Origin of the sequence: Paenibacillus sp. Soil766, from assembly GCF_001428105.1 — a bacterium.
In the GTDB taxonomy this organism is placed as follows: Bacteria; Bacillota; Bacilli; order Paenibacillales; family NBRC-103111; genus Paenibacillus_E.
Genome location: NZ_LMSJ01000018.1, coordinates 78,236 through 99,956 on the forward strand (window position 1 = coordinate 78,236; position 21,721 = coordinate 99,956).

Here is a 21,721-nt window from a genome sequence, read left to right on the forward strand (position 1 = left end):
AGCTACGCTCTATTATTAAATATCAACCACTTAACCCAAAATATGCTATAATCGATTTCGACAATAGAATCGGTTTCAAGGTTGGTCGGCTAGCCTCTTTAAAGGAGGTGATGCCCGTGGAGGTATACCAAGCATTATCGCTCATGATTACATTTGCGACTTTGGTTGTGTTAATACTTACTAACAAACGGAAATAGACCTCCCTTGAGCTTCGCGGCTTTGGAGGTCTATTATCATTCAACTGCGGCCGATCACCATTGAGGTAATCTATTGTACGGGAGAGGTGTTAGCGCACCTCTCTTTTATTATGTTTACTGTAACATATCCACAATATACGTGCAATTGTATATAAGATTATTTACTACTTACATGCCCAAAACTATTAACGATTCAAACGATCCAATGTCAGCACATAACCATCGTTCCCGTAATTCAGGCACCTTTTGACCCGCGAAATGGTTGCTGTGGAAGCCCCTGTTTCCGCTTCGATCTGGTTATACGTACATCCTTTGCGCAGCATGCGAGCTACTTCGAGGCGCTGCGAAAGCGACTGAATTTCGTTCACGGTACACAAGTCGTCAAAAAAGACGTAACACTCTTCAATATCCTTCAACGTTAGTACAGCTTCGAAAAGCTGGTCTATGGCTTTATCATTTAGTTTTTTTAATTGCATCTGCTGTCAACTCCCGGTCAAAAAGCATGTTGGCTTCATGGTTCTCTAAGCTCCTGTGTATCATTCGACACGTCCTGGGCAAATCCTTCCTTTAGGATTGCAGAACGTTAAAATTTCTATGCGTTAATTGGCTAAATAGCAACAAATCCCCAAGACCCGTGACATTCGTCCATACCAAAGGTAGGCAAGTGACATATCCTGTAGGAGACAAATCTGATAAAAAGGATCGTGAATCCTAGTGACCAACCCAAGACAACAAATTATTGGTAATGGCGGAATTCGTCCTGAAGTGGAAACAAGAAGCTTAACCCTTCCAGGTGAAGGCTTCGGACAATACCCCGGCTTAGGCGGTGGCAATCCCTTCGGTGGCGGCGGCTTTGAAGGCGGAGGCGGCTTCTTCGGTGGTCCTCCTGCTGGCGGCAATGCTGGTGGAGGTCTTTTCGGCGGCGGTGGCGGCAATTCAGGCGGTGGTTTATTTGGCGGTGGCGGAGGCAATGCCGGAGGTGGTGGCGGCGGTAACTTCCTAAGCAATCTCCTTGGCGGTGGTGGTGGTGCCGCTGGAGGTTCTTCGAACCCGTTAAGCGGCTTAAATATGAAGCAAATCTCCGGCTTCGTTGAGCGGATGGGTGGTATTGATGGCATCATCGGCACGATGGGCAAGGTTCAGAAGTTCATGTCGACTTTCCAGCAAATGGCACCGATGGTGAAAACACTCCTTGGCTCCGTCGGCAAAGGGAAAGTAGCTTCTGGAGACGTAGAGGAAGTCTACCGTCCGAAACGCAAACGCCGTAAGAAATCCGGCACGGGTAAAAGGCGCAAAGGCCGCTCCACATCTGGCCTAGCTAAGCGCAAGCGCAGATAGTTGATGGGCGAGGAGCACTCCTGCTTCAGTTCAGGCACACGAATCCCCGCCTCGCAGGGCATAGCAAAACAAATTAGCGGGAAAACCTCCCGCTAATTTAGTCTATTTCCACATGCTGCGCGATATAACTGGAAATTCCCCAGCTCTAGATGGGAATGCAGATCCTACTAGCTGTCGCACTAGCACTTATCATTAGGTTGACAACTACTCCACCTTCAACTTCGTCCCCTCCGGCACGATCTGCACCCACGTGTTGCCCGGCAGCAGCGGCACTTCCTTGCCATCGGTGGCGTAGGCGCGGAGCATGCCGTTTTTGCGTTCCCACGTGATCGCTTGGGACATGCCTTCTTGGAAGATCATCCCCTTGTTCGGCCCGAACACATCGACAATTCGGCGACCCTCTTTATCGATGATCTGATGCTTGCTCTCGAGAACAAGCAGATTCTTCGTCTGCAGCTGCTTGCCGGTTTCCTTATCGAGATGCGGCTTGCCTTCCATAGAGCGCTTGTACACACCCCCAGCAGCATCATAATCATACGAAGCGAAATACCCCATGAGGTATGGGATCTGAATGTAATGTACGGCTGCGCCCGTGAGTTTGCTCTGTCCTGCCTTAGCGAACGTGAGCAGAGGCCCGTTCCACTCGGTGCGGAACTTGCGCGCCTCGGCACCTTTTTTCATTTTATCCACAGAGGTATAGAGATTGTGCGGTGCCTTACGGTCGGTGGAGCGCCAATAGTAGGCGCCATCGCCATACACTTCATCGAGATGGGCCAGATTGCGCCCTGCCATCATATCCATCGCATCCTGGCTCCAGCCAGCATGTACAATAATCGCATCCAGCGCGTCGCCGATCTCCACAAAATAAGGCCGAATGCTCCGCACCGGACCAATCGCGCCAGCGGGTTGGCTCTGGAACACCGAGACGAATCTAGTAATCTCGCCCTCGGCTAGGATTTCATAGACGATGTCGGCCTGATCGAGGCCGGTTTGGGGCCGGGCTTGCGGGGCATTTTCGACCATTACCATATAAGGACGGGTCTTCACCTCGTGATCGGCAGGCAAACCAGTTAACGGAAATTTGAAAGGCAGCTGCGTTTCTACTGTTGTCGTGGCAGGCTGCGTCGCAGGCGTTGGGCTGACCGTAGCCGTCACAGGAACGGTATCCGGCGTCGCCGTTGATATAACGGAAGTGTCATCACTACAACCAGCTAGGGTCAGGACAGAGCATCCAAGTATGAGCCATGTGCGAAGAGTTCTTTGACGGATTAACGGCAGTGTGTTCAAGGGGGCTGCACCTCTTTCTCTCGTGGACTATCGAACTATGACATGTATATGCTAGATATGACGAAAATAGAAGCTAGATGGTTGATTCGAAAGCAAGCTTCACAGCCGCTAGCAAGAAAAAGCGCCCCAGACCATGCGCACATGGCTTGGAACGCCTCTTTTTAACATCAGCCTATTGCGTCTGCTTCCCTCTCCAGCTCATGATGCCGCCCTTCAAGTGGGACAGCTCGCTAAACCCATTTCTCCGCAGTATTCTCGCCGCCTGCTTGCTCCGCATACCGCTTCGGCAGTACAAGTAGATCGGACGATCCTTCGGGATCTCCGCCAGTCTCCGGCCCATCGCAGACAATGGAATGTTCACCGCACCTGTGATGTAGCCTTGCTTCCATTCACCAGGCTCGCGCACATCGATGAGCACCTGCTTATGCTTGTCCGCTGCTAAAGCCTCCTGGAATTGCTCAGGCGATAGATTGCGCAGCCCTTTCACACCTGCAAACCTGGAATAGAAAAACCAGGCAATAAACCCCAATGCCACAATATTAAAAATCATCGTACTATCCATGAGCAGCCTCTTTTCTGGAGCATGTCTTTACCTGCTTTTGACTAACAATTCCACCGCTTGCTTCACGATCTTACTTGTGTCTCTGCCTGCTTCCTGCTCCTCTTTAATGCAGTTCTCCAAGTTGACAGCTACAATCGTGGCGATCGCTTTATCGGCAGCGCTGCGGACCGCAGAGATTTGACTCACGACATCTTTGCAATCCTGCTCTTCCTCCATCATCCGTAAAATGCCACGAAGCTGGCCTTCCATACGCTTTAGTCTTTTTTTCATATCATCATCGTATTGCATAGACAGCCCTTCTTTCCCTATACCTGTATAGGTATATTATTGCCCATGTTTCAGCCTAAAACAATATGAAATCCTGTCCCGGCATTTTGCCGCGCCTATTAAATAAATAAGTTCACCTTCGCATCCGTCGCATCGCCCAAATAAGCCGCAACACCCGCATGCTCAACCCCATCCAGCAGTTCCTCTGCTTGCAACCCGAGCAAATCCATCGTCATTGTACACGCGACTAAGCGGATGCCTTGCTCCTGAGCTAGCTCAATCAATTGTGGAAGCGACAGCGCGTTATGCTTTTTCATCACATGCTTGATCATTTGGGGACCCATCCCGCCGAAATTCATTTTGGACAAGCCCAGCTTATTGGCGCCTCGCGGCATCATTTTACCAAACATACGCTCGATGAAGCCTTTCTTAACGGCGATGTTCTGATCTTTGCGCAGTGTATTGAGCCCCCAGAAGGTGAAAAAAATCGTCACATCATGATCATAAGCCGCGGCCCCATTCGCAATGATAAAAGCAGCAATCGCTTTATCGAGTTCCCCGCTAAACAGCACAATCGTCGTTCTCTCCTTCGTGTCCATCACCGTCACGCTGCTCACCCTTTCTTCACGATAAACGTAAATACACCCTGAGCTTCTCTAGCTTCCAAAAGCTCATGTTTGGATTTGCCGACCCACGCCTGAAAATCCTTCATCGCCCCCTTATCCGTCGTCAACAGCTCCATGATTTGCCCGGATTCCAGCGTATCCATCCCTTTTTTCGCTTTCACGAGCGGCATCGGACATGCCAACCCTTTCGCATCCACAGTTAAATTAATCATGTTAATGACCTCCATTTAGTTATTTTTCGATATCAAAAGTCCATTGCGACATGCCAGGTAGTACGTTTTGTATGTGGTTAAACCCTTGCTCCGCTAACAGATGGCACGCCATATCGCTGCGAGTTCCTGTCCGGCAAACCAGATAATAACTGAGATTCGGATCGAGTTGGGACAGCGCCTTCTCTAAGACGCCAAGCGGGATCGAGCTCGCTCCTAGGATATGTCCACTTGAAAATTCATCTGGTTCGCGGACATCGAGAATTTGAAGCTCTTCGCCTGCGGCAAGCTTAGCGTGAATCTCAGCATTGCTGATCGTATGAGGGAATTTGTACGCTAGCTTCGCATGGGATGCGCCATCGTGAACGGCACAACGGTTCGGACCGATCTCCATCTCACGCTGCTCTTCTTGGGTCGGATGGATTTTGCCCATGTTCGTCTGCCTGATTTCCTCATACGCTTTCGGCTGCGGCGGCAAATTCTCCGTCACCATCCGTCGAAAAGCCGATTCATCTTCGATTTGGAGTCCCAGATTCTTTTGAAATAAATCACCTAATCGCGCGCTTACTCGCCCACCTTCACCTAGCTCCGTCACCTTCCCAAAATGGGCAGGAAGCACGACCAGCTCCTCGGACAATGCCTGATAACGCTCGTATAGCGTCGTTCTCAGGTCGGACACCCAGTCGTCTGCTTTACCCGCCAGATCCGGACGGCCAATCGACTCGATGAACAAAATATCGCCAGACAACAAGTAGCGTCCATCAATGAGAAGCGACGTGCTTCCGACGGTATGACCTGGCGAGTAGATCGGCTGGATGCTGATTTCCGTATGGCCAACGATCAGGTTATGGCCTTCTTCGAGCTTTTGATAAGGGAATTCCACTTCTGTCGCATCCTTCGTCGGGAGCCAGTAGGAACCACCCACTGCCGCCGCCAGCTGTCGTCCACCGGATATATGATCCGCATGGAGATGGGTATCGAGTGTATGTGTGATGATGACATCCTTATCTCTAGCAAATTGTTCATAAATATCCGTCATCCGAACCGCATCAATGACCGCGGCTTCTCCTTGCGAAATGACCATGTACGATAAGCAGCCCTTCCCTACACGAACGAACTGATACATCTCGCCGCCGTCGTCTAAATCTCCGATTTTGACAGGTGTAAGCTGCTCGCTCCATGACTTCATACCGCCGATCAGGTACGTGACATTGGATATGCCAACCTCCTTGAGTTGCTCTGCAACGAAGATGGACGAGCCTTCTTTGGTACAGACGACCAGCACCTCTTCATCGTTAGGAATCCTATCTAGAATCGCCTCCACGCCATCGATCAGTTCGTAATAAGGCACATTCAGCGACTTCACCTGTCTGCCTTCGATTTTCCAATCCGCGTAGTCGGTTTCGTTTCGCACATCCAGAATAAAAATAGATTCCTGATTCAGCACTTTCTCGGCTACTATAGCTGCATACCTGCCTTGTACTTGAGTCTGTTCCAATGAAATCCCTCCGTTATAGGTTAATAGACAACTATTTAAGCTAAAATAGACAACCAGATTTTGACGACCGTTGCCGATATCAATATGGATAAAATCCCTTGGAGCATCTTGATATTCACTCTCTTGCTCAACCTTGCGCCAAGTGGCGACGCCATCGTACTTGCAACGATGAGCACCAGCGATGGAATCAGCAGCATGTGCCCGCCGAACAGCTTGCCTGTCGTTGAACCGATTGAAGCTAGAAAAGTGATCGCTAGTGAAGAAGCAATGGCGACGCGGGTAGGAATTCGAAGCACAACGAGCATCACTGGCACCGTGATAAAAGCCCCCGCCGCGCCCACAATGCCCGACACCAGCCCGATCAAGAGCGCAAGGGTTATGGCGAGTGGTTTGTTAAAAATGATTTGAGTTTTGTCGGGAGTATCCTCCGCACCCTTCTTAGGCATGAACATCATCATCGCTGCTATCAGCGCTAACACGGCATAGACCGAGTTAATCGTAGCGCTAGTCAGCATTGTGGACACGGAGCTTCCGATGAAGCTTCCTATGGTGATCGGTATTCCCATATAGGCGACTAGCTTCCCATGGATGAACCCGCCTTTGCGATACACCAACATCCCCATGAGGCTGGCAAAAAACACTTGCACAGCGCTTATCGCAGTCACCTCCTGAGCGGTAAACGCCACTAATCCCAGCGCCGGCGGCACAAACAGGAGCATCGGATAATTAATAATGGAACCGCCTATCCCCACCATGCCTGAAATGAATGAGCCCAAGATGCCTAAGGTGAAAATAATGAAGATCCATGTTATGTCCATCGCGTTCCTGCCTTTCTTGATGAAGTGAGGGGGAGTCTATATACCCTATGGGGTATGCATTAGGACAAAAAAAATGAGCACAATTGGCGTCGGTTTCTGATTCCTATTCCTAACTTCTACCTTCATGCCTTAATAGCTTAATACCTGAATACCTGAATACCTAATACCTGAATACCTAATACCTTAATACCTTAATACCTAAATACCTAAATACCCTCTAAATACCTAAATACCTCTAAATACCTCTAAATACCTCTAAATACCTCTAAATACCTAAATACATTCCTACCTAAATACCTTCCTACCAACTTACCTTCCCTTCCCTTACCTCCGCCCCTTTATACCCATACCCCTATGAGTATATAAAAACTATACAACCTCATTGTTTTTTCGTCAACCCTGCTTGTCTCACTTCTGTAACACCATTTATTCCCTCGAACCCTCTGCAAGTTGCTCAATCGTCTGACTGGCGTATAATAAGAAGTAACTTCTTCCACTACCTTACGCTGATCAAAGGAGGCGCCAGCACTATGTCGCACCAAAACGATCATCCATCCATCATCTTGTTCGACGGGGTTTGCCTGCTCTGCAGTAGTAGCGTGCAGTTTATTCTGCGAAACGATCCCAAGGGCGTGTTCCACTTCGCTTCTCTTCAGTCGGAGTTTGGGCATAAACTACTCGCCCAGCACAAGCTGCCGGTAGATCAACTCAGCACCATCGTGCTGATCGAAGGTGACCGCGCGCATACGCGCACTACGGCCGCCCTGCGGATTGCACGACGCTTGCGCGGCGCATGGCCGCTAACCTACGCAGCGATCGTGATCCCAGCTCCGATCCGCAATCTCGGATACAACTTCATCGCATGCAACCGCTATCGCTGGTTCGGCAAGAGCGAGCAATGCATGCTGCCGAGGCCAGAGCATCGGGCGCGGTTTCTGGATTGAGCAGGCGGCCTCAATTATTGACTTAGAGAACACACTGGAGCCCTCTTCGATGACCTAAGTCGATTTTTTCGACTTAGAGAACCCACGGGAGCCCTTTTCGATCCTCTAAGTCGATTTTTTCGACTTAGAGCACACACGGGAGCTCTTTTCGATTCCCTAAGTCGATTTTTTCGACTTAGAGAACCAACGGGAGCCCTTTTCGATGCTCTAAGTCGATTTTTTCGACTTAGAGAACCAACGGGAGCCCTTCTCGATCCCCTAAGTCGATTTTTTCGACTTAGAGAACCCACAGGAGCCATCTTCGATCCCCTAAGTCGATTTTTTCGACTTAGAGAACCCCCCACGCGCCCCCCAAAAACGCAAAAAAACCTGCAGCATCGCAGGCATTCCCCTTCATCCAATGAATCACAAATCAATTCTTCCATTTTTGTAAGCTTTTCTGATCGATTTTCTCAGCCTAACCGCCTTTCTTCCGCAAACTTACGCCTCCAAACATCCAGCAGCATAAGCTCAGGCTGCCCATCTGGAAGCTATGATGCAGCAGCTTCGCGCTCCGTGTAGCATCACCCGCTCCGAGCGCGATCAGCAACGGTGCAAAATGCTCCGGCGTCGGCACCGCCTCCCGCGCATGCGGCGCTCTTTCGTCGTAGCGAAGCAGCGCCTCCAAATTCCACGTCTCCAGCTGCTCCGCTAGCCACTCGTCAAACTCCACGGCCCACAGCTGTGGCACTGGATTGTTAGGATCCAACTTCTGCAAATTGTGCACCGTCCCGCCACTGCCAATGATCAGCACCTGCTCCTCCCGTAAGGAGCTAATCGCAGCACCAATCCGATAATGCTCTTCTGGCGTAAGCCGTGGATTAACCGAAAGCGTCACGACAGGAATCTGCGCATCTGGATACATAATGGATAGCGGCGCCCAGACGCCATGATCCAAGCCCCGCCGATCATTGAGCTTACAGCGTATGCCCTCTTGCTGAAACAGCTGCTGGATATGCAAGCTGAGAGGCAGATCCCCTTTGACCGGATAGTTAATGTCATAAAGATTTTCCGAAAACCCCGAGAAATCGTACATCATCTCCGGCTCGATGGCCGAGCTAATTTGCTGCACGGGGCTTTCCCAGTGGGCACTGAAAACAACGATAGCATTGGGCCTGGGTATGCTCATGGCTAGCCTCTGCAGAAACTCCGTATACGCATGCTGCTCAATCGCCAAGCTCGGTGAACCATGCGCAATAAAAAATACCGGCAGCATAGCAACGCCCCCTCCCACTTTCAAATCCGTGCCAATTATCTACATTATTCTCGAATCCCGCAAAATAAAACCATCCCGCGCTCGCAAGCATCACTTACCGTTCACAAACTGCTCAATACCATCCGCAATCCCTGTCGCCAGCTTCTGTTGATAGGCTTTATCCGACATGAGCTCGTCCTCTTCGGGATTCGTCATGAACCCGAGCTCAACGAGAGCGACGGGCACCTTGGACCAGTTGAAGCCGCTGAGGTCATCGCGTGCCGAAAGCCCGCGCCCCTTCGAGCCTGTTGCTTGCTGCAAGCCAGCTAATAAATACCCAGCAGCTTGCTTGCTTTCAGCTGCAATAGGCTTCATAGCCGGTTGTCCTGCCGATGGGTACAACACCGAAAACCCCTTCGTACTAGCCGATGCGTCGCCATCCGCGTGAATCCTTACAACCAACGCAGCACCTGCCTCATTCGCCATATCCGCACGCTGCTTGTTGCTAATATCCACGTCATGCGTCTCACGCGTCATCTCAACGTTAATCCCACGACGCACTAGCTCAGCTTTCAGAAGTGCGGATACCTCCAGATTGAGCACATACTCTGCTTTCTTCGTGCGTACGCCAACAGTTCCTGAGCTCACTTTCGCTTTCATTTCTCGCGTATCTGGCCCGACCTGCTCAGGTTCATTATTGCCATGCCGCTGATGACCGGGATCGATCATGACGAGCTTATTGATAGCAGCAGCCTTCGCTGGCGTCGGCTTCATTTCCGGTGTTGCTACTGGTGTTGCTGCAGGCGTAGGAGCCACTGTCGGCGAAGTTGCGGGCAAAGGCGTACTGGTTGGTACAGCCTGTACCTCTGACACCTTCGCAGCAGCTATTTCCACCATCGCAGTCCCCTGTGCAACAGGTGTAGCAGGTGCAGCACTCTGCACAACCTCCGTCGTAGGCGAAGCCAAAACCGCAATCTGCCGCTGCTCATCCCCACAAGCCGCCAGCACACCAACTAACGCGATGCCCGCAACGAGGAGCAGCATTCTTTTAACACACATCCGAGGATTCCCCTTTTTCTCTCTATTCTGTATAAAAACTGCCCACGATCACGAAACTAACACTACCATGCTTCTCCACATTTGGGAGGTCTCGCTATGCAAGCACTTTGGCATTATTTCACTGATCACTGGCTGTCCATATCGTTAGTTGTTCTTGCCTTACTGGCGTGTTTTTTCGTCTATAAGGGCAGAAGCAAATATATTCGTGGCTGGGATAAGAAATAGATAGCCTGCCTACTTCTATATCTTTCCGTTATTTATCCTTAAACAAAGAAGCATAGGGAGTTAACCTACGCTTTCTTTACTCTTCCACAATTCCTTTTATCCATGGATGCCTTAATGTAGAACGATCAAATATTTCAACTTGCTTTGAAAATGGCGCGAATCGTGTCAGCTTATTTTTTTGAATCACTTGATCAAAATATTGTCTAGCTTGCTCAAGATCAAACTTGTCCAATTTTACAGCTAGAATAAGCAGTTGTGCAAAATTCAATACGATCTTTTTATGTTGAGAATCTATGGTAATTTTTTCCCTTGCATCCCCATCGTCGCTAATTATTGCATCTATACCCATACCAACGGAATAAGCATAGCAATCTAGCTCCCCTGGGTCTAGGACAGCTCGCAACCTACTTTTCACTTTTTGTATCTCCTGCCTGGACTCGACGGGGAGCGATGACCATACTTCCTTGGTTAACTTAATCCTTTTTTCAGCACTAAACTGATTAATCATCATGTGGTACAAACCGTTGTTTCTCATTTCTATTTCAACTTGAGGTGTTATATAAATTTCTTCGATTATATCTGGTTAAGTACATTGAAAATTTGTCCATTAATAATGTGCTTCAATATATCAGTATCAGAAACCACTACCGATTTACTCAACATCCTCACTTCCCCTTTCTGGCAAATAACCCATCAAGGGAATCTTAATCAGATTTTCTAGATATTTCACCTTCCTACTAGTCAATCTGCGATTTACAATGTTATCAATCAGACCTTCCATAAAGCTTAAGGGAATTCGAGAATGTTCTAATTCTGATACCAAAGCTACGTTGTATCCTGATTCTGCAGTTGTCCTAACGAGTAATTGAGGGTCTTCCTTCGTACTTATCTTTCGAAACTCAGCGTGCTGAATATCCGAAATCACTAGGGACTTATTCAACATTCTAATCATCTGTGTGAAGCTCACACTGAAATAATGCTGTATTTTAAACACATCTTGAATAGAAATGTTCCCATAATCGTGAATGTCCAATAGTTTAAGTGCTTTATAAATAGCTACTTCTGGTGTGATAAAATAATCGGCAAATCTGAAAGCAAAGTACTCCATGCTATTCATTTGGAGTATTTGCTCCTCATCAGGCAACTCCTTGAGTTTCACGAAATTCTGAAGATCTCGAAGGATGTGACAATACTCATGAGCAATCGTATAGTATTGGCGTCCAAGGGACTCGCTCGCGTTAACAAATATAGCTTTATACTCACCGAATACACGCACAAATCCGGAACATCCTAGATCCTTTATTTGAAATACGAGTATACCTTCACGCTCCACAATGTGAATAATATCAATTGGATCATGAATAGAGACTCCCAACCGTTCTCTAGTTTCTCGAGCAAATGCAAGGGCATTGAGACGTAAAATAGATTTTTCCGGGTCAGTTAATGGAATTTTACCTTCAGGACGTTTAAACATTTTTAAATTGTCCCTCTTTTCTGATATTCTTCATATATAACTCTTTTTGACCCATCAACTCCCGAAAAATACTATCGGAATAATCCAAAAGTTTCTCATCCTCAGCTTCTCTTCCCTCACGAAACAATATAAGACCTTCTAATGAGCTATTGTCACTTTTTAACAGCTCCTGTATATCTAATCCGAGATAATCACATAATGCTTTAGCATCGTTTAACGAACAAGCTGTGCGCCCTGACTCAATATTCGCATACTTGTCTCTAGTTATCCCTATGCCGGCAGCGACTTCTTCTTGTGTAAAGGATAAATCTTGACGCGCTTGACGAATTCGCTTTCCAATGACGACATCATTTAACTTTGCCATTGGATTCACCTCCCTTAATTATATAATTATTATACACTACTATACACAAAAACAGTCAACTCTGTGTATTAAAACACAAAATCGACTGTTTTTATTATCCGTTGTGTTTCCAAACTAACCGTTCGCCCACAAAGCAAAAAAACACAGCCCCTCACCCAAGAGGCTGTGTCTCTCCATCTATCTCAATGCCTTCATCGCAATATCCGTCCGATAGTGCTTACCCTCAAAATGAATCCGATCCGCATCCGCATAAGCCTTCTGGCGAGCTTCAACGATATCTTTGCCAAGGCCAGTGATACCGAGCACACGTCCACCGTTGGTGACGATTTGCCCGTTCTCATCAACTGCCGTCCCCGCGTGGAACACGAGGGCATCCTGCACTTGATCAAGTCCCGTAATCGGAAGTCCCTTCGGATACGGCCCAGGGTATCCTGGCGAAGCGACGATGACGCATACTGCGGCTTGCTCGCTCCACTCGATCGGCTGCTCAGAGAGCGTGCCGTTGTTGATCGCAAGGAAAATGTCGAGCAAATCCGTTTGCAAACGCGGCAAAATCACCTGCGTCTCTGGATCACCGAAGCGCGCGTTGAACTCGATGGTTTTTACACCGTTAGGAGTCAAAATCAGACCCGCATACAGTACGCCTTTGAACGGGCGGCCTTCTGCCACCATCGCATCCGCTGTCGGTTGGACGATGTTCACAAGTGCTTCTTGCACGATGGACTCTGGAATGTGTGGAAGTGGGGAGTATGTACCCATTCCGCCTGTGTTCGGTCCTTTATCGTTATCAAAAACCGGCTTATGATCCTGCGAAGGCACCATCAAACGCACGGTTGAACCATCTACGAAGGCCAGTAACGACATTTCTTGTCCTGTCAGGAACTCCTCGATCACGACGCTCGCGCCTGCCGATGCCCCAAAAACCTGCCCAACCATGATGTCTTTCAACGCAGCTTCCGCTTCTTCCATCGTTTGAGCAACGGTAACGCCTTTACCAGCGGCTAAGCCGTCAGCTTTAATAACGATTGGCGCTGTTTGCGAGCGCAAGTACGCAAGTGCTGGCTCATACGCGTCGAATGACTCGTAAGCCGCTGTAGGGATGCTGTATTTTTTGAGCAGCTGCTTCATAAATACTTTGCTGCCTTCGATAATCGCTGCATTAGCGCGAGGGCCGAAAGCCGCAATTCCTTTGGACTCCAAATGATCGACCAAACCTGCCGCTAACGGATCATCAGGCGCGACCATAACCAAGTCAATCGCTTGCTCCTTCGCAAATGTGCTGATCTCTTCGAATTGAAGCTCCGTAATCGGCACGCATTCCGCTAAGCCTGCAATTCCGCCGTTTCCTGGTGCGCAGAACAGTTTGCTGATTTTCGGGCTTTTGCTAAGTGCCCATACAATGGCATGCTCACGTCCGCCACGTCCAATAACTAATATTTGCATCCTGTCATCAGTCCCTCTCATGGGGAATGCCCACGCTCCCCTTACGAAACGTGAGCATTCTCAATTGTTTTAGTGTTTAAAATGACGAACGCCTGTCATGACCATCGCAATACCATTTTCGTTGGCAACGCGAATGGACTCTTCGTCTTTGATGGAGCCGCCTGGCTGAATCACCGCAGTGATGCCTGCTTTTGCTGCCATTTCAAGTGTATCGCCCATCGGGAAGAACGCGTCGGATGAAAGTACGGAGCCTTTGGACTTGTCGCCAGCTTGCTCGATTGCGATTTTCGCTGCGCCGACACGGTTCATTTGACCAGCGCCTACGCCCACAGTCATATCGTCTGCCACGAGTACGATAGCATTGGATTTAACGTGCTTAACGACTTTCCATGCAAAAAGAAGTTGCTTCATCTCTTCCGCTGTCGGTTGACGTTCGGAAACGACTTTCAGATCAGCTTCTGTCAATTGACGAGCATCACTGGCTTGTACCAGCATGCCGCCTTCAACTGTTGTAATAACTGGCTGGGACTCACGTCCAGCAATTGTATCCAAACCGGCTACTTTGAGTAGGCGGATGTTTTTCTTTTTAGCCAGAATCTCAAGTGCTTCTGGTGTAAAATCTGGCGCAATGACGATTTCCAAGAAAATCTCATGCAGCAATTGTGCAGTCGCTTCGTCGATTGCACGGTTCGCAGCCACGATACCACCGAAGATGGAAGTCGGGTCCGCATTGTACGCTTTCGTGTAAGCTTCAAGCACGTTTGTACCAATACCTACGCCGCAAGGGTTCATGTGCTTAACGGCAACAACTGCAGGCTCGCTGAACTCTTTTACAATTTGAAGAGCTGTATTAGCGTCATTAATATTGTTGTACGATAATTCCTTACCGTGTAATTGTTCAGCCGTTGTGATGTTGCCAGCAGCCGCATTCGGCGAGCGGTAGAACGCTGCGCTTTGGTGCGGATTTTCGCCGTAGCGAAGCTCTTGCATTTTCTCATACGTAACGGTGTAACGCTCTGGGTAAGGCTCACCTTGGAGGCCAGTCAAATAGTCGCCAATCAAAGCATCGTAAGCGCCCGTGTGACGGAACACTTTGGCTGCAAGACGTTTACGCGTCGCTAGCATAGTGTCGCCAGTCTCTTGCACTTCTTCCAGCACTTTCGCATAGTCCGTCGTGTCGACGATAACGGAAACGAACGCATGGTTTTTCGCTGCGGAACGAAGCATGGTAGGACCACCGATATCGATGTTCTCGATTGCATCTTCGTACGTCACATCAGGCTTCGCAATCGTCTCTGCAAAAGGATACAAATTCACGACAACAAGATCAATGTACTCCAGGCCAAGCTCTTTCATGCTTGCTTGGTGCTCTTCGTTGTCACGAACAGCTAGAAGTCCACCATGCACGTTCGGGTGAAGTGTTTTCACACGGCCGTCCATGATTTCTGGGAACCCTGTAACCTCGGAAATACCGATCACCGGTACCCCTTTATCCTTTAACAAACTAAGCGTACCACCTGTGGAAATGATCTCAACGCCCAGCTTTGACAGCTCGCTCGCGAATTCAACGATGCCCGTTTTATCGAAAACGGAGATCAGTGCTCTTTTGATTGCCACTATGCTTCCTCCTTAGGGAATGGAATTGGTTGTGAATGTTTACGTTAGTGATGAAAATCATCACTATTGCGGATATTTCTCGCGGGAAGCCCTACTTAGTGATGTAAAACATCACTAAAGCACACGATACTCCTACTTTGGGAGCATAATCGGCTCTTTAGTGATGAAAAACATCACTAAAGCACACGATACTCCCACTTTGGGAGCATAATCGGCTCCTTAGTGATGTAAAACATCACTAAAGCACACGACACTCCCACTTTGGGAGCATAATCGGCTCTATAGTGATGAAAATCATCACTATAGAGCGTGGAACGTCCAGCTGCCATATAAATAAAAATATAAGTACCACACACGCACTCAAGCGCGTGCAACAAAACCATAAACCCTACTTCCGCACGCTAACCCTGCGGCCGTCCAAGCTCACGCGACCCTCGCGCAGCCACCGCACAACCTGCGGCAGCAGCACGTGCTCAGCCGCGTGGATTCGCTCCGTGAGCGAATCTGCCGTCTCGTGCTCGTGGATCTCCACGGCACGCTGGGCAATGATCGGGCCGGAGTCCAGCCCGCCATCGACGAAGTGCACCGTGACGCCAGTCTGCTTCACGCCGTACTCAACCGCCTGTTCCACAGCGCGGACGCCGGGGAACGACGGCAACAACGACGGATGAATATTAATCATCCGCCCGAAGAAAGGCTCAACCAGCACATTCGTAATAATCCGCATGTACCCTGCCATCACCACCAGATCGACCTGACGATCCTGCAGCTCTTTCAAGATCAGCGTCTCATACGCCTCACGGCTTTCGTATTCCTTCGGATTAAAGGCAAAAACAGGCACCTTCGCTTCCTTGGCACGCTCAACAACGAACGCCTTTGGGCGGTCACAGACAAGAAGCTCGATGCTGACATCAAGCTTCCCTTTCTGTACCTGATCCACAATGGCCTGGAAATTCGAGCCGCTGCCTGAAGCCATCACCGCGATGCGATAAGGCTGCATTACACGTCAGCTCCTTGAAACGTAACTACACGCTCGCCTTCTGTAACAACACCTAGACGATACGCTTTCTCGCCTTGCGCTTCCGCTGCAACGATCGCTTTCTCTGCATCGTCAGCTGCCACGATCACAACCATCCCGATTCCCATGTTGAACGTGCGGAACATATCATTGTTCGTGATGTTGCCTACACGCTGCATCAAGGAGAAAATCGGAAGGATCGGCCATGATCCATATTGGATATCCACGTTCACGCCATCAGGCAGAACCCGCGGAATATTTTCGATGAAACCGCCGCCTGTGATATGCGCCATCCCTTTGATCGCTACATCTTCCAACATAGCTAGAACTGGCTTCACATACAGCTTCGTCGGCTCAAGCAGCACGTTACCAAGCTTGTCGCCAAGCTCTTCCACATGCCCTTGAAGGGTATATCCGTTATCTTCTAGCAAAAGCTTACGCACAAGCGAGAACCCGTTGCTGTGTACGCCGCTTGAAGCTAGTCCTAGCACGACATCTCCAGGACGGATTGTTGTTCCGTCGATGATCTTTTTCTTGTCGACGATTCCAACCGTAAAGCCAGCAATGTCATACTCCCCTTCAGCATACATGCCCGGCATTTCCGCCGTTTCGCCACCGATAAGTGAGCAGCCAGACTGCGCACATCCGTCGGCGATCCCTTTAATGATCGCTTCAATTTTCTCTGGAATGACTTTGTCACAAGCGAGATAGTCTAGGAAGAACAATGGCTCTGCGCCTTGAACGATAATATCGTTCACACACATCGCAACCGCGTCGATCCCAATCGTATCATGCTTATCCATGGCAAAAGCAATCTTCAGCTTCGTGCCCACGCCGTCCGTACCCGATACGAGTACAGGCTCCTCATACTTGTCTTTGTTCAAGCTGAACAGCCCGCCGAAGCCACCGAGATCTGTTAACACTTCAGGACGGAATGTCCGTTTCACGTGCTTTTTCATCCGTTCTACTGCTTCGTTCCCCGCCGCGATATCGACGCCAGCCTTTTTATAAGCATCCGACACTGACCAACACTCCTTAGTTTGTCTATATATGGGGGAGGTCGCTAGACCCCCGTTTTCTCTCTTGCCTTTTGCTGAATCAGCCTTTAGTCACACGCACAGCCAACCTTCGTCACATCAACAATCTCAGTTGGATAGCTGTTATCGAAACAAGCAGTACAATATCCGCTTTCTTTGCCTGCGGAACCTTGACCGATTGAATCTAACAGCCCATCCTTCGTCAGAAAATGAAGCGAATCCGCGTTGATTGCTTTGCGAATCTCTTCGATCGAATTCATCGCCGCGATAAGCTCTTTGCGATCCGGTGTATCAATCCCGTAGTAACAAGGGTTCATAAACGGCGGCGAAGAAATCCGCACATGAACCTCCGTTGCTCCTGCTTCACGAAGCAGGTTGACGATGCGTAAGGACGTTGTCCCACGAACGATGGAGTCATCGATCATCACGACACGCTTGCCTTCGACCACCTTGCGAACGGCGCTCAGCTTCATTTTGACACCTTGCTCACGCAGTTCTTGGCTTGGAATAATGAACGTACGGCCAGTGTAGCGGTTCTTGATCAGACCCAGCTCATAAGGAATCCCCGTTTGTTCTGCGAAACCAATTGCAGCTGAAATACTAGAATCCGGCACGCCGGTTACAATGTCAGCATCCACGAAAGCTTCCATCGCTAGTCGCTTACCCATCCGTTTACGAGCGGAGTGAATATTCACGGTATCAATGTCGCTGTCAGGACGAGCAAAGTAGATGTATTCCATCGCACAAATCGCGCGCTTGCCACCCTCTGTAAACTGCTCGGAACGGAAACCGTCACGATCAATCACAATGATCTCGCCAGGCTGTACATCACGGAAATAGGTTGCCCCAACCGCATCAAATGCACATGTCTCAGACGCGAACAAGTAAGCATCTCCGAGGCGACCGATCATGAACGGACGTAAGCCGTTCGGATCAAGCGCAGCAATCAATTTATCTTTGGTGATAATAAGGAATGCGAAGCCGCCGATGACTTGATTCATCGCATCTTTCACAGCGTCAACGATATCATCATGCTCCGAACGAGCAATCAGATGCGCCATAACCTCGGTATCACTTGTTGTTTGGAATATGGAACCCTTACGCTCCAGTTCACGCTTGATAATGTTGGCATTATCCAGATTCCCGTTCGTCGCAATCGCTAGATCGCCCTCGCGGTATTTGAACACAAGCGGCTGCGCATTCGCCAGCTTGCTTTCGCCTGCTGTGGAATAACGAACATGTGCGATAGCCGTCGAGCCCGTAAGTGGATGCAAATTATCATTTGTAAAAACTTCCTTCGCAAGTCCCATTCCACGGTAATAATTAAATTTGCCACCATCAACCGTACAGATGCCGGCACTTTCCTGTCCACGATGCTGAAGGGCATGCAGCCCGTAATAGCACAGGGAGGAAGCGTCGGGATGACCATACACCCCGAACACCCCGCACTCTTCATTCAGCTTATCGAACAATCCACCTTGGCCGCCAATACCTTCGTTGTAATAGTCACCTGTCCAAAGCTCATGCTGCCCATTCTCAAGTTGTTCCAATGGTGCCACAGGAAGCTTTAGGGCCTTGGATTGTTTCACGCCATTAGACATGGAATCGCATCCTTCCAGACCTTCGCCAGCTCGTTTACAGGAGACTGGAGACGCTGTTCGTCATTGATTTTCACAGTAAGGTAAGAACCTGTTACTCTTCCGATTTCTTGATAAGGAACACCTTGGGAAGCGATCCAGTGTTTCAAAGCATCCGCTTTGTCTGGTGTCGCGCTTAGCACGATACGAGATTGCGTTTCGCTGAACAAAGCGAAGTCAGGACGTAGTTCAGAAGCTACATTAACCTCTGCACCGATGTTTCCGCTGATACAGCTTTCTGCTAGTGCTACAGCCAATCCGCCTTCAGACAAGTCATGTGCGGAAGCAACTAGACCTTCTTGGATCGCTTTAAGCACTGCATTTTGCAGGCGTTTCTCAGTAGCCAAGTCCAACTCAGGAGGACGGCCTTCTGTTACACCGTGAATGACATATTGGAATTCGCTGCCGCCAAGCTCCGCTTTCGTCTCGCCTAGCAGGATGATGATGTCGCCTTCATTTTTGAAGTTTTGCGTCGTGATGTGGTCTGTGTCATGCACAAGACCAACCATTCCGATAACCGGAGTCGGGTAAATTGCGCCTTTGGAGTTCTCGTTGTAAAGCGAAACGTTTCCGCCGATAACCGGCGTATCCAAGAAGCGGCAAGCTTCTGCCATACCGTCTGTGGATTTCTCCAACTGCCAGAAGATTTCAGGCTTGTCCGGGGAACCGAAGTTCAAGTTATCCGTCACAGCAAGCGGCTCAGCACCGGAACAAACGATGTTACGAGCTGCTTCGGATACCGCGATACGTCCGCCCACTTCCGGATCTAGGTACACGTAGCGTCCGTTACAATCCGTTGTCATCGCAAGACCTTTGCGCGTGCCGCGGATCGTTACGACTGCTGCGTCCGAACCTGGACGCACAGCTGTTTCTGTACGAACCATGTAATCGTACTGGTTGTAAACCCACTCTTTGCTCGCTACCGTCGGGGACGCGAGTACGGATTTCAGCGCATCCGTCAACTTCGTTACCTCTGGGTAACGTGTTGTATCGATCGCTGCGCTTGCTTCGTAATAAGCCGGCACTTTGCTTGGCTTATTGTAAACCGGGCACTCGTCAACGAGTGCGCCTACAGGCATGTTCGCCACGACTTCACCGTGGTGGATCAATTTCAAGAAACCGTCGTCCGTTACTTTACCGACTTTTGCACAGTGCAAGCCCCAACGCTCGAAAATGCCCTTAGCTTGCGCCTCATCCTTCGGCTCAACAACGAATAGCATACGCTCTTGGGACTCGGACAACATCATTTCATACGCCGTCATGCCTTCTTCGCGTTGTGGAACTTCGTCCAGGTACAGCTCCATGCCGTTACCTGCTTTACTTGCCATCTCAGCGGAGGAACACGTAAGTCCCGCTGCACCCATATCTTGAATTCCGAGCACGATGCCGGAATCGATTAACTCTAAGCAAGCTTCTAGTACTAGCTTTTCCATGAACGGATCGCCAACTTGTACCGCTGGACGCTTCGCTTCGGATTCAGCTGTCAATTCCTCGGATGCGAATGTCGCACCGTGGATACCGTCGCGGCCTGTTGCCGGGCCGACGTAGAAGACTGGGTTGCCAACACCTTTGGCAACACCGCGTTGGATCATGTCGTGGTCGATAAGACCCACGCACATTGCGTTAACGAGAGGGTTCCCCTCGTAGCTCTCGTCGAACATCACTTCGCCGCCAACTGTCGGGATCCCGATACAGTTGCCGTATCCAGCGATACCGGAGACAACGTGCTCGAACAAGTACTTCACGCGATCGTTTTCCAGTTTACCGAAACGCAAGGAGTTCAATAGTGCCACTGGGCGTGCACCCATGGAGAAAATATCACGAATAATACCGCCCACACCTGTCGCCGCGCCTTGGTAAGGCTCGATAGCGGAAGGGTGGTTATGACTTTCAATTTTGAAAACAACCGCTTGGTTGTCCCCGATATCTACAATCCCTGCACCTTCACCAGGTCCCATAAGAACGCGAGGTCCTGTAACTGGGAATTTGCGAAGAACAGGTTTGGAATTTTTGTAAGAACAATGCTCGGACCACATTACGCTGAATACGCCGATTTCTACGTAATTCGGAGTACGTCCAAGGAAACCACAAATCTTAGCAAACTCCTCGTCGGTTACACCCATTTGCTTGTAAATCTTCTGTTCCGCGATTTGTTCCGGGGATGGTTCCTTAGCGGATAGCTGCTGCGTCATGTTTTTCCCTCCAAGCACTTAGAATTGATGTGAACATTTTCTTACCGTCTGCGGAGCCTAGAATCTCATGTATGGCACGCTCAGGATGGGGCATCATACCCACAACGTTCCCTGCTTTATTGCTGATTCCAGCGATATCATCCAGTGATCCGTTCGGGTTGTTGCCCGCTTCATAACGGAACACGATTTGGTTATTTTCTTGCAAATCTTTCAGCGTTGCTTCGTCACAGTAGTAGTTGCCTTCACCGTGTGCGATCGGAATGTTGATCAATTCACCTTCGGCATAATCACGTGTGAACGCCGTTGTGTTGTTCTCAACCTTCAGAACCGCTTGGTGACAGCGGAATTTCATGCCGTTATTGCGCAGCAATGCGCCTGGCAGCAAACGAGCTTCCGTTAACACTTGGAATCCGTTACAAATACCTAGAATGTACTTGCCTTCTTCCGCAGCCTTCACGACAGCCTTCATTACGTTGGTAAACTGAGCAATCGCTCCACAACGCAGGTAATCCCCGTAAGAGAATCCTCCTGGTACTAGGATGCAATCGTATTTGGACAAGTCGCCGTCCGTATGCCACACATAGTCAACTGGTTGACCAATTGTATCTTCAATCGCTTTGTACAAGTCGATATCGCAATTCGATCCCGGGAACACAAGAACCGCAAAATTCATGG

The 21,721-nt window shown here is 49.3% G+C and carries 24 protein-coding genes and 1 pseudogene; 4 read left to right on the plus strand and 21 right to left on the minus strand.

Features of this window, described 5'->3' with window-relative positions:
- Positions 1–110 precede the first annotated feature (110 nt).
- The gene (locus ASG89_RS38655; RefSeq protein ID WP_414813269.1) at positions 111–197 is read left to right on the plus strand and encodes a putative holin-like toxin; all 87 of its coding nucleotides are present in this window, start codon (positions 111–113) and stop codon (positions 195–197) included.
- Between the two features lie 185 nt (positions 198–382).
- Here the strand turns inward: ASG89_RS38655 and ASG89_RS14895 are convergent, their stop codons facing one another.
- A complete protein-coding gene (locus tag ASG89_RS14895; protein WP_056612830.1) occupies positions 383–673 on the minus strand; it encodes a YerC/YecD family TrpR-related protein in 291 nt (96 codons plus the stop codon).
- Positions 674–911: 238 nt separating this feature from the next.
- On the opposite strand from ASG89_RS14895, the gene ASG89_RS14900 reads away from it, so the two are divergent.
- Positions 912–1,535, plus strand: a complete 624-nt coding sequence (locus ASG89_RS14900) for a hypothetical protein (protein ID WP_057311502.1) — start codon at positions 912–914, stop codon at positions 1,533–1,535.
- 204 nt (positions 1,536–1,739) lie between these two features.
- On the opposite strand, the gene ASG89_RS14905 is transcribed toward ASG89_RS14900, so the two are convergent.
- The 8 genes and pseudogenes from ASG89_RS14905 to ASG89_RS14935 all read right to left on the minus strand — a co-directional run bounded on the left by ASG89_RS14905 (position 1,740) and on the right by ASG89_RS14935 (position 6,802).
- On the minus strand, positions 1,740–2,690 hold the full coding sequence (locus ASG89_RS14905; RefSeq protein WP_157276667.1) for a DUF3048 domain-containing protein: 951 nt from the start codon (positions 2,688–2,690) through the stop codon (positions 1,740–1,742).
- Positions 2,691–2,994: 304 nt separating this feature from the next.
- Entirely contained in the window at positions 2,995–3,384 is a 390-nt protein-coding gene (locus ASG89_RS14910; protein ID WP_057311504.1) for a rhodanese-like domain-containing protein, read from the minus strand.
- A 27-nt stretch (positions 3,385–3,411) separates the two neighbouring features.
- Positions 3,412–3,654 (minus strand): metal-sensitive transcriptional regulator, encoded by a 243-nt coding sequence (locus ASG89_RS14915; protein ID WP_414813266.1) that lies wholly within the window; start codon positions 3,652–3,654, stop codon positions 3,412–3,414.
- A 116-nt stretch (positions 3,655–3,770) separates the two neighbouring features.
- Positions 3,771–4,250 (minus strand): DsrE/DsrF/DrsH-like family protein, encoded by a 480-nt coding sequence (locus ASG89_RS14920; RefSeq protein WP_057311557.1) that lies wholly within the window; start codon positions 4,248–4,250, stop codon positions 3,771–3,773.
- 14 nt (positions 4,251–4,264) lie between these two features.
- Entirely contained in the window at positions 4,265–4,489 is a 225-nt protein-coding gene (locus ASG89_RS14925) for a sulfurtransferase TusA family protein (RefSeq protein WP_057311506.1), read from the minus strand.
- Positions 4,490–4,508: 19 nt separating this feature from the next.
- Positions 4,509–4,802: a rhodanese-like domain-containing protein gene (locus tag ASG89_RS37685; protein WP_235549773.1), complete on the minus strand. Its 294-nt coding sequence runs from the start codon at positions 4,800–4,802 to the stop codon at positions 4,509–4,511.
- 42 nt (positions 4,803–4,844) lie between these two features.
- Positions 4,845–5,984: pseudogene (locus tag ASG89_RS14930) on the minus strand (MBL fold metallo-hydrolase); the annotation flags it as partial.
- Between the two features lie 35 nt (positions 5,985–6,019).
- Positions 6,020–6,802 carry a sulfite exporter TauE/SafE family protein gene (locus tag ASG89_RS14935; protein ID WP_057311507.1) on the minus strand — a complete coding sequence of 261 codons (783 nt, stop codon included), beginning with the start codon at positions 6,800–6,802 and terminating at the stop codon, positions 6,020–6,022.
- A 530-nt stretch (positions 6,803–7,332) separates the two neighbouring features.
- Between ASG89_RS14935 and ASG89_RS14940 the strand changes: the two genes are divergently transcribed.
- Positions 7,333–7,746, plus strand: coding sequence for a thiol-disulfide oxidoreductase DCC family protein (locus ASG89_RS14940; RefSeq protein WP_057311508.1), 414 nt, complete (start codon positions 7,333–7,335; stop codon positions 7,744–7,746).
- A 457-nt stretch (positions 7,747–8,203) separates the two neighbouring features.
- Here ASG89_RS14940 and ASG89_RS14945 read toward each other — a convergent pair whose 3' ends face one another.
- Both ASG89_RS14945 and ASG89_RS14950 read right to left on the minus strand, forming a co-directional pair.
- Positions 8,204–9,001: a DODA-type extradiol aromatic ring-opening family dioxygenase gene (locus tag ASG89_RS14945; protein WP_057311509.1), complete on the minus strand. Its 798-nt coding sequence runs from the start codon at positions 8,999–9,001 to the stop codon at positions 8,204–8,206.
- 90 nt (positions 9,002–9,091) lie between these two features.
- Positions 9,092–10,039: an N-acetylmuramoyl-L-alanine amidase family protein gene (locus ASG89_RS14950; protein WP_057311510.1), complete on the minus strand. Its 948-nt coding sequence runs from the start codon at positions 10,037–10,039 to the stop codon at positions 9,092–9,094.
- A gap of 96 nt (positions 10,040–10,135) precedes the next feature.
- Between ASG89_RS14950 and ASG89_RS38220 the strand changes: the two genes are divergently transcribed.
- A complete protein-coding gene (locus tag ASG89_RS38220) occupies positions 10,136–10,264 on the plus strand; it encodes a hypothetical protein (RefSeq protein ID WP_268795627.1) in 129 nt (42 codons plus the stop codon).
- Positions 10,265–10,340: 76 nt separating this feature from the next.
- On the opposite strand, the gene ASG89_RS14955 is transcribed toward ASG89_RS38220, so the two are convergent.
- From ASG89_RS14955 to purQ, 10 genes are all read right to left on the minus strand, one after another.
- Complete coding sequence (locus ASG89_RS14955; RefSeq protein WP_157276668.1) at positions 10,341–10,775, minus strand: hypothetical protein; 435 nt, start codon at positions 10,773–10,775, stop codon at positions 10,341–10,343.
- A 141-nt stretch (positions 10,776–10,916) separates the two neighbouring features.
- Positions 10,917–11,738 (minus strand): ImmA/IrrE family metallo-endopeptidase, encoded by an 822-nt coding sequence (locus tag ASG89_RS14960; RefSeq protein WP_057311512.1) that lies wholly within the window; start codon positions 11,736–11,738, stop codon positions 10,917–10,919.
- A complete protein-coding gene (locus ASG89_RS14965) occupies positions 11,731–12,102 on the minus strand; it encodes a helix-turn-helix domain-containing protein (protein ID WP_057311513.1) in 372 nt (123 codons plus the stop codon). The genes ASG89_RS14960 and ASG89_RS14965 overlap by 8 nt, the downstream gene beginning before the upstream one ends.
- A gap of 177 nt (positions 12,103–12,279) precedes the next feature.
- The gene (purD, locus tag ASG89_RS14970) at positions 12,280–13,545 is read right to left on the minus strand and encodes a phosphoribosylamine--glycine ligase (RefSeq protein ID WP_057311514.1); all 1,266 of its coding nucleotides are present in this window, start codon (positions 13,543–13,545) and stop codon (positions 12,280–12,282) included.
- Between the two features lie 69 nt (positions 13,546–13,614).
- Entirely contained in the window at positions 13,615–15,162 is a 1,548-nt protein-coding gene (gene purH, locus ASG89_RS14975) for a bifunctional phosphoribosylaminoimidazolecarboxamide formyltransferase/IMP cyclohydrolase (RefSeq protein WP_057311515.1), read from the minus strand.
- Positions 15,163–15,550: 388 nt separating this feature from the next.
- Complete coding sequence (purN, locus tag ASG89_RS14980) at positions 15,551–16,162, minus strand: phosphoribosylglycinamide formyltransferase (RefSeq protein ID WP_057311516.1); 612 nt, start codon at positions 16,160–16,162, stop codon at positions 15,551–15,553.
- On the minus strand, positions 16,162–17,202 hold the full coding sequence (gene purM / locus ASG89_RS14985) for a phosphoribosylformylglycinamidine cyclo-ligase (protein ID WP_057311517.1): 1,041 nt from the start codon (positions 17,200–17,202) through the stop codon (positions 16,162–16,164). Before purM ends, purN begins: the two co-directional genes overlap by 1 nt.
- An 83-nt stretch (positions 17,203–17,285) precedes the next feature.
- A complete protein-coding gene (gene purF / locus ASG89_RS14990) occupies positions 17,286–18,818 on the minus strand; it encodes an amidophosphoribosyltransferase (RefSeq protein WP_082593248.1) in 1,533 nt (510 codons plus the stop codon).
- Positions 18,803–21,046 carry a phosphoribosylformylglycinamidine synthase subunit PurL gene (gene purL, locus ASG89_RS14995; protein ID WP_057311518.1) on the minus strand — a complete coding sequence of 748 codons (2,244 nt, stop codon included), beginning with the start codon at positions 21,044–21,046 and terminating at the stop codon, positions 18,803–18,805. The genes purF and purL overlap by 16 nt, the downstream gene beginning before the upstream one ends.
- Entirely contained in the window at positions 21,024–21,719 is a 696-nt protein-coding gene (purQ, locus tag ASG89_RS15000; RefSeq protein WP_057311519.1) for a phosphoribosylformylglycinamidine synthase subunit PurQ, read from the minus strand. The genes purL and purQ overlap by 23 nt, the downstream gene beginning before the upstream one ends.
- Between the last annotated feature and the right edge of the window lie 2 nt (positions 21,720–21,721).